The sequence below is a fragment of the Paracoccus sp. (in: a-proteobacteria) genome, from assembly GCF_047605025.1.
Classification (GTDB): Bacteria; Pseudomonadota; Alphaproteobacteria; order Rhodobacterales; family Rhodobacteraceae; genus Paracoccus.
In genome coordinates this window covers 1-8,027 of record NZ_JASGGO010000050.1, presented here as the reverse complement: position 1 = coordinate 8,027, position 8,027 = coordinate 1, and the positions used below count along the sequence as shown (strand labels likewise).

Annotated in this window: 10 protein-coding genes and 1 pseudogene; 10 read left to right on the top strand and 1 reads right to left on the bottom strand. The window is 64.5% G+C overall.

The genetic code is table 11. From position 1 onward, the window contains the following. Positions 1–279 precede the first annotated feature (279 nt). Positions 280–954, bottom strand: coding sequence for a helix-turn-helix domain-containing protein (locus QM682_RS18335; RefSeq protein ID WP_415132373.1), 675 nt, complete (start codon positions 952–954; stop codon positions 280–282). Between the two features lie 131 nt (positions 955–1,085). Between QM682_RS18335 and QM682_RS18330 the strand changes: the two genes are divergently transcribed. From QM682_RS18330 to QM682_RS18285, 10 genes and pseudogenes are all read left to right on the top strand, one after another. After that, positions 1,086–1,355: a hypothetical protein gene (locus QM682_RS18330; protein WP_415132372.1), complete on the top strand. Its 270-nt coding sequence runs from the start codon at positions 1,086–1,088 to the stop codon at positions 1,353–1,355. Continuing rightward, the gene (locus tag QM682_RS18325; RefSeq protein WP_415132370.1) at positions 1,352–2,866 is read left to right on the top strand and encodes a hypothetical protein; all 1,515 of its coding nucleotides are present in this window, start codon (positions 1,352–1,354) and stop codon (positions 2,864–2,866) included. The genes QM682_RS18330 and QM682_RS18325 overlap by 4 nt, the downstream gene beginning before the upstream one ends. Next, on the top strand, positions 2,863–3,597 hold the full coding sequence (locus QM682_RS18320) for an AAA family ATPase (protein ID WP_415132368.1): 735 nt from the start codon (positions 2,863–2,865) through the stop codon (positions 3,595–3,597). Before QM682_RS18325 ends, QM682_RS18320 begins: the two co-directional genes overlap by 4 nt. Beyond that, positions 3,594–3,878: a hypothetical protein gene (locus QM682_RS18315; RefSeq protein WP_415132366.1), complete on the top strand. Its 285-nt coding sequence runs from the start codon at positions 3,594–3,596 to the stop codon at positions 3,876–3,878. Before QM682_RS18320 ends, QM682_RS18315 begins: the two co-directional genes overlap by 4 nt. After that, positions 3,878–4,399: pseudogene (locus QM682_RS18310) on the top strand (hypothetical protein); the annotation flags it as partial. The gene QM682_RS18315 and the pseudogene QM682_RS18310, both read left to right, overlap by 1 nt. Before the next feature lie 10 nt (positions 4,400–4,409). Further along, a complete protein-coding gene (locus QM682_RS18305) occupies positions 4,410–6,290 on the top strand; it encodes a phage tail tape measure protein (RefSeq protein WP_415132364.1) in 1,881 nt (626 codons plus the stop codon). Between the two features lie 4 nt (positions 6,291–6,294). Next, positions 6,295–6,735 (top strand): phage tail protein, encoded by a 441-nt coding sequence (locus tag QM682_RS18300; protein WP_415132362.1) that lies wholly within the window; start codon positions 6,295–6,297, stop codon positions 6,733–6,735. A 23-nt stretch (positions 6,736–6,758) separates the two neighbouring features. After that, the gene (locus tag QM682_RS18295) at positions 6,759–6,932 is read left to right on the top strand and encodes a tail protein X (protein ID WP_415132360.1); all 174 of its coding nucleotides are present in this window, start codon (positions 6,759–6,761) and stop codon (positions 6,930–6,932) included. A 1-nt stretch (position 6,933) separates the two neighbouring features. Further along, positions 6,934–7,527 carry a contractile injection system protein, VgrG/Pvc8 family gene (locus tag QM682_RS18290; RefSeq protein WP_415132358.1) on the top strand — a complete coding sequence of 198 codons (594 nt, stop codon included), beginning with the start codon at positions 6,934–6,936 and terminating at the stop codon, positions 7,525–7,527. After that, complete coding sequence (locus QM682_RS18285) at positions 7,460–7,915, top strand: hypothetical protein (protein ID WP_415132356.1); 456 nt, start codon at positions 7,460–7,462, stop codon at positions 7,913–7,915. The genes QM682_RS18290 and QM682_RS18285 overlap by 68 nt, the downstream gene beginning before the upstream one ends. The last annotated feature ends 112 nt before the right edge of the window (positions 7,916–8,027 follow it).

The window sequence follows — 8,027 nt, the reverse complement described above, 5'->3', positions numbered from 1 at the left end:
ATTCGGACCGGCCCGCCCCCGAAGCGGGCCGTTTCCCATTTTCGACCGCCCCCCCGGCTTCTTTCTTGTCGAAATATCCTGAGGGAACGCTCTGGCGATGGGGGGAGTGGAGGTAATCTGGAATAGGGGGATGGCGGTAATCTGGAATGGCCCTGATCAAGGCCCTGCAATTGCTGGGTCGGCCTGATCAGGTGATCCGTGCGAGTCGCGTTCAGCCGGAACATGATCGGCTGGAATAACTTCCGCCATCTGCCGCCCGCTTCCTGATGCGGAAGCAAGTCACCATTCATGCGTTGAGTTCACGACGCGGCCGATAATCTGGATGCCGTCCAGGTCGGCCGCGTCAACTGTTATGGGTGGGTAGTGAGGGTTCGACGAGAGCAACTGGATACGCCCGCCCGGCAGTTCCATGACGCGCTTGACGAAGAGGTCGGCGTTGTAGCGCACGGCATAGATGCGGCTGTCGCGCGGCACCGTCTCTGCCATGTTCAGCAGGATCAGGTCGCCATCGTACAACTCGGGTTCCATGCTGTCGCCCTTGACCGAGATCACCGCTAGGCGGTCCGGCTTGAGGTCGCGTCTCTCAAGGAACTTTCGGCTGAACGCATATTGGCCGCTGCCCTCTTCCTCATGAACTAGTGCCCCGTGCCCGGCGCTGGCCGCCACGGAATAGCGCGGGATTTGCACAAACTGTTGGCCGGGACTGGCAAATATTGCCGAGCGATCCTCTGTCGTCTGCTGGCCCTCGCGGCTGGGGGCATCGTCGAACATTGTGTTGAGATCAACACCAAATTTCTTTCTTAAAACTGCAACGAATTCATGATCCGCACGCTGAAAGCCCGTTTCTATGTGCTTCACCTTGTCGGGCTTGACCCCTAGGGCTTCGGCAAATGCTGCTCTCGACATGCCCATAGAGGCGCGGAAAGCAGAAATATTTTCTCCAAAATCCGGCACTTAGCTTGTCCATAGTAAAATATTGCCACATTCGTGTTGCACGACATGGAAATATTTGCCGCATACCCATTACGCCATGACAGCGTGTCAGGGCAGCAATACAGGGGAAAGCGATGTCATTCCAGAATAACGTGTTCCAGCCCGGCGCGATCCTGCACGAGGTGATCGCAGGGTCCATGCGTTCGCGGGGCACCACCCTGCATGAATGGTGCAAAGACAAAGGCGTTGCTTGGTCCACGATCCGGCAAGTGACATTTGGAATGTCCGCCGGGCCGCGCAGCCAAGGGTTGCTTGATGACCTTATCGAAGCCGCCGGCCGTGAGGTCGTCACCGCCGCCTATCGCATCCGCATGGATGCAGAGGCGCGCAAGCTGGCCCTGAACGTGAAGGTGGCGGCATGAGCAAGTCTTCGTGGGATGCCTCGGAACTGGCGCGTTCGGCGCTGTCAGAACTGACCGAGCGTGAGCGGGCCGATCTGATGACGGCAGAGTTCTTCAAGATTTCCGACCTTCACGCGCTGTGCGAGGCGCGCAATGCGCTGACGGAACGGGTCGGGATTTGCGCGGTCAGCGCCTATACGGTGCGGCGCGAGCGGCAATACAAGGTGATCGCAGTTCGCGACAAGGACAACGCGCGGTATCAAGACACCATCGCACCAACGATCCGCCGCGACTACGGCCAGCTGAAGCCCCGCGAAATCATCGTCGGCGACGTGCACCCGATGGACATCATGATCCGGCGCCCGAACGGCCGGGTGGCCTATCCCAAGGCGATCAGCTGGTTTGACCCTTCGACCGGCGAAATCCACATGACCATCATCTTGCTTGAGGAAGGTGAAGGCGTCCGGCGCGAGCACATCGCCATGTCCTTCGAAGGGATGGTTGCGGAATGGGGCTTGCCCCGGTTGCTCTACCTCGACAGCGGGTCGGAATACGGCGACCCGGACCTGATCGACGGCTTTACCGCGCTGTCGAAACTGGTTGGCATGACCGTCAAGGAAGACAGCTTCGCCGATGCCCGCGTCAGGGCCGGCCGTGAAGCGGTTGTCCGGTCCTTGGCCTATAACGCCAAGGGCAAGCCCGGGATTGAAGGGCTTTTCGGCAACCTGGAACAGGTGTTTTTCAGCCATGTCGAGGGCTGGACGGCCGGCGACCGGATGCGAAAGAAGACCCACGCCAAGGGGCGCGATCCGATGCCGTTCCCGGGCGGCATGGCCGAACTGGTCGAAACGGTCCGCCTGCACCTGGACCACTACCACCGCCGCCCCGCGCGCCAGAGCCGCAAGAGCCCGAACGAACGGCTGCGCGAGCATATCGCTGCTGGCTGGGGAAAGACCGCCGTATCGAACCCGGATGTGCTGTCGCTGGCCTTTTCGGCCCAGATTGAGCGGGTGCCGGATCGGGGCTGCATCAGCTACGCCCCACGCGACAGCCGCAGCCAGCGGTATTACCTGGACAAGCTGCTGGGCCTGCTGCCCGGCACCAAAGTCACGGCGCGCGTTCCGGCCTATGATCCGCAGTTCATCTTTGTCTTCGGCGATGATGGCGAATTGCTGGGCCTCGCACACCCGGAACAGAGCTATCACCCGCTCGACCCGGCAGGCGCCCACGAGGGCGGATCACGCAACAAGTTCTTGCGTCGGCACCTGCGCGACCAGTCCCGCCATGTGGCGCTGCTCGACCTGACCGACGAAGCCCGCCGCCATATCGGCCACCTGCCCGAGGCCCCGGAAATTCCGGTCGCCGCCGTGGTCGATGCCGGGATGCTGGATCGTGCTGTGCTGCGCGCAGCCGAGGAACGCGCCCGGCTTGCCAACCCCGAAACCACTCCGCGCCGTGCCTCCAGTCAGTGGGGGACCGGGCAGAACGCCGCTCTGTCGGGCGTCGTATTCGAAGAAGAGGAAGGACAATGACCCAGTCGGATTACATCCGCACGGAAGCCGCCGACCATGCGGTGGCGATGTGCAGGGCGGTTCTGGATGCCCGGTCCTATTGCCGGATCGGCCAGATCACCGGCCAGCCCGGCACCGGCAAAAGCAGCATGACCCTGTGGCTTGCCGAGGAACTGGACGCCATCAGGATTGAGTGCTGGACCCGGATCAGCGACAAGGACATGTTGCGCCTGATCGTCGAGGCCGCGAACGCGAAGGGCCTGGCGGTTGATCCGTCCGGCACCGGAAACACCCTGTTCAAGCGCCTGATCGCGGTGCTGGAAGGCCGGCTCGTGATCGTGGACGAGGCCAATCACCTGAAATGGGCGCAGCTGGAAATCCTGCGCTGCCTGTCCGACCAGGGCAAATGCGGCCTGATCATCGTCGGCACCGACATCCTGTCGCGCACCATGGCGCAGGCCACCGTCAGCACCTATCTGGCGCAGCTGCGCCAGCGGATCGGCGCCAAGCGCGTGGTGCTGGGGCCGATGGGCAGCGACGAAGAGGTCGCGGCCTATTGCATCACGCCGCGCTTCGGCAGCGTCAGCCGCAAGACGGCTGCGCAGTTCCGCAAGATGACCGGCGGTTTCTGGCGCGCGGCGCTGGAACTGGGCGATGCCTGCGCCCGCCTGATGCAGGCCGAGAACATCGAAAAGCTGGATGAAACGGTGGTGCAGACCGCCGCCGCGTGGATGGCAGGGGCCGGGAAATGAGCATTTTCCTGATTTCGTCGGATAGCGGTGCCAACGGTGGCGATCCCAAGCTGCTTTCCTATTCCGGCGCCACCAAGGGCAAAAAGCTGGTGCTGACCCTGAAGGTGGAGGTCGAGGGCTGGTATATGGGCAGCACCATAGAGGCGCTGGAAGCGATCCGGGCCGCGCACAACACCCCCGCACCAAAGCCGACCGTGCCGAAGCGCCAGCCGAAGGCGAAGCCCTTGGCATTACCCGCGCCGCAGCTTGCCCTGCCCGGCCCCACGGGAAGGGGGCAGTGATGGCCAGCATCCTGATCGGCTGCGAAACCTCGGGCGTGATGCGCCGTGCTTTCGCGGCGCTGGGGCATGACGCCTGGTCCTGCGATCTGCTGCCGTCCGAGGAAGGCAGCAACCGGCATATTCGTGGCGATGTCCGGGATTATCTGGCCGATGGCTGGGATTTGCTGTTCGTTGCGCATCCCCCTTGCACCCGGCTGTGTCGCTCCGGGCGGCGCTGGATGTCGGGACCGGGCGAATGGACGCGGCCCAAGGTGCTGCCCAAAGGGCGCGACTGGGCCAGCATGAAGGCCGAATTCGAGGCCGGCGTTGCGCTGTTCACCGCCTGCTGGAATGCGCCCATCGAACGGGTTGCGATAGAGAACCCCCGCATGAACGATCTGGCACGGGCACGGATGCCGGCCGATCTACCGGAACCGCAGATCGTGCAGCCGTTCTGGTTCGGCGAACCCGCCTATAAGGCCACCGGCCTTTACCTGCGCGGCCTGCCCAAGCTGGTTCCGACCGGCCTTCTGCCAGACCCAGGCCGAAACCATGAAACTGGGTGACGCGGTCAACTTCCTTTCCAACAACATGAATGCCAGCGCGGCCGATGTGACCGACATCATCGGCCGACAAGGCGGTTTCGCCAAGGTCGCGGGCATGAGCACCACCGAAATCGCCGCGCTTGCGACGGCCTTTCGCACGGCGGCACCCTCGTCCGAGATCGCGGCCACCGCGATGAAGAACTTCACCGCAACCCTGGTCGCGGGCGAAGCCATGAGCGACCGGCAGGCGAAGATCATGAAGCGGCTGGGCTTCGACGCGACCGAACTGGCGCAGCGGATGCGGGTCGATGCCAAGGGCAGTATCATCGACGTGATGGAGGCCCTGAAGAAGCTGCCCGAGCACGAACAGGCCGCAAATCTGCGGCAGTTGTTCGGTGATGAAGCCGTTGGTGCGGTCACGCCGCTGCTGGAAAACCTCGACAACCTGCGCCGCGCCTTCGACCTGGTCGGCGATCCGGCGTCCTATGCGGGCGCGATGCAGGCCGAGTATGAGGGCGTGGCCGGAACCACCTCGGCCAAGCTCGTGGTGTTCCGCAACCACCTGACCCGACTTTCCGTGGCGCTGATCCCCCTGCTATCGGCTATTACCGACGTGACCGAAGCCTTGCAGCCAATGCTTCAGCGCATGAGCGACTGGATGCAGGCCAACCCCGAGACGGTCAAATGGATCGGCATGGCCGTCGCCGGGCTTTTCGCAGTCAAGGTCGGGGTGCTGGGCGCGCTGATGGCGGTGCAGTCGCTGGTCGGCGCCTGGTGGTTGTTCAACGGTGTGCTCGCCCTTGGCATCCGGGGTTATGCAGTGGCCGTGCGCGGTATTGCTGGCTTGCTGCGGGTGTTTGTGGCCTTGAGCACCGCCCTGCCGCTGGTGGCGCGCGGTATCGCCCTGATCGGGCGAGCGATGCTCGCCAATCCTATCGGTCTGGCCGTTGCTGCCATCGCCGGGGCTGTCTATCTGATCTATCGCAACTGGGCGACTGTGGGGCCGTGGTTCGGGCGGCTCTGGGGCAATGTGCGCGAAATTTTCGGCGGCTTCGGGCGATTCCTGCGCGGCATCTTCACCGGCGATCTGTCCGGCGCGGTCGCGGGCCTGCAACAGGTCTGGGACAGCCTGAAGGGCTATTACAAGACGCTGTGGGACGGGATTGTCGGGATCTTCAAGTGGGCGTGGGAGAACGGCATCAAGCCGATCACCGATGCCTTGGGCGTGACGGACAGCATCGTTGCCGGTTGGAACATAGCCAAAGACGCCCTAGGCGCTGCGCTGGACTGGATTTCGAGCAAGTGTTCCGAAGCATGGGCGATCATTTCCCCGGTGATCAACGGGCTAAAATGGGTCCAGGACAATGGCGCGGCGGCGATGAATTTGGTCACCGGATCGCGCAAAGGGCCGATCAGCAGCGGCTATAACGGCGTTGCCAGCAACAACGGCAGCCCCATCCTGCCGCCCGCCGCCGTGCCAGGGGTCACCGTCCCGGCCGTCCCGGCGCGCGCCCAGGGCGGCAGTTTCTTCCCCGGCGCGCTTCTGGTCGGCGAGCGCGGCCCGGAACTGCGCTATGAAAGCCGGGGCGGCTTCATTGCCCATCACAACGCCCTGCGCGGGTTGGTCGATCTGTCACAGCGGGCGCGGTCCCTGGCCGGCCTGGTCATGGGCGGCGGGCCGGCGCCGGAGTTCGGCGGCGCGTCCATGCCCGTGCCCGTCGCCGCGCCCGCCGGGCAGGCCCGCCAGATCAGCCATCAGCCGCACTATAATATAGTGATCAACGGCAGCGGTCTCGACGCGGGCCAGTTGCGCGCCGCCGTCCGCGCCGAACTTCAAGCCGCCGGCCGTCGCGCGGCCGCAGACTTGCGGGGGCTCCTGCATGACTAAGGTGATGATGATGCTGGGGCCTTATCCGTTCATGCTGCACACCGCAGCGCCCCAGACGGTCGCCCGGCGCTCGGCATGCCGCTGGGAACCGCAGGATCGCATCGGCCGCAAGCCGGCCCGCCAGTTCCTGGGGGCCGGGTCGGACGAAATCACCCTGACGGGCGAAATCCTGCCCCACTTTGCGGGCGGTTACGGCCAGCTGGACGCCATGCGGCTGCTGGCCGGGCGCGGCAAGCCCTTGCTGCTGGTTAGCGGTCTGGGCGACGTGTTGGGCGAATGGGTCATCACCCGGGTCGAGGAAGAAGGCAGCGAATTCTTCGCCGATGGCGCGCCCGGCGCCGTCGCCTTCACCATGAGCATTGCCGAATACGGCGCAGACCAAGGCGGCACCAGCGCCCTGGTCTCCGCGATTTCGGCCATCCAGACCATCGCGAGGCTGCTATGAGATACCGCACAAAGGACCGCGATATGGTCGACCTGATCTGCCACAACTATTACGGCGGCGATTCCCACAGCGTCGAAGCGGTCTATGACACCAACCCCGGCCTGGCCGCCTATGGCCCGATCCTGCCGGCCGGCGTGGTGATCGACCTGCCCGAGGCGCAGCCGGGCGAGCCGCAGACCATTCGCCCGTGGGACTGACATGACGCCGGATTTCAAGGTCATCGCCGCCGGGGCCGACATCACGCCCCAGATCAAGGATCGCCTGCTGGGCCTGACCATCACCGACGAGGCCGGAACCAAGTCCGACACCGTTGAAATCCTCCTGGATGATCGCGACGGCCTGATCGAGCTTCCGGCGCCGGACGCGCCGCTGCTGGTCTTGCTGGGCTACCGCGAAACCGGCCTGATCCCCATGGGGCTATTCACGTCGGATGAGGTGATGGTGACATCGCCTTCGGCCACGCTGACGATCCGGGCCAAAGCCGCCGATCTGGGCGGCAGCATCAAGGACCAGAAGGCCCGCGGTTGGGACAAGACCACCATCAGCGAGATCGTCGGCAAGATCGCGGGCGAACATGACCTGACGCCCAAGGTGTCGGCTCGGTTCCAGGCGGTGCGGATCGAGCACATCGACCAGGCCGACGAAAGTGACATCAGCTTTCTCGATCGCCTCGGCCGCGACCATGATGCGCTGGTCAGCGTCAAGGGGGGGCACCCTGCCGTTCATGGGCAAGGGCAAGGGCGAGGGTCGCACGGTCAGCGGCCTGCCGATCCCGCCGCGTCCGGTGCTTGAGCGCAACACGTCCACCTGGACCCTGACCCTGACCACCCGCGAGGCTTACAAGTCCGTCACGGCGATCTGGCAGGACACGAAAGAGGCCAAGCGGCAAGAGGTCACGGCGGGATCGGGATCGCCCGTCGTGAAGCTGCGCCACATCCACAAGACCGAGGACGAGGCCAAGGCCGCCGCAACCGCCAGGCTGGGCGAGATTGACCGGGGCAACGACTCCTTCGAAGCCACCTTCCCCGGCGATCCGCTGGTCGCGGCCGAAGGGCGCATTCTGACCGCCGGCTTCCGCGCCGGAGTTAACGGCCTCTGGTCGATCCGCACCGCCACCCATACGCTGGACAGCGGCGGGTTCAGCACCGCGATTTCGGCAGAGCGTCCGGGGTCGGACTAAGGCCGTTCCATTCCAGCAGATCGCGGTCCGCGTTCCAGAATATTGTCGTGCCGTCCACCGCCCCCGGACCCCCGAGGATATTTGGACAAGAAAGACGCGGGGGCGAAGACGG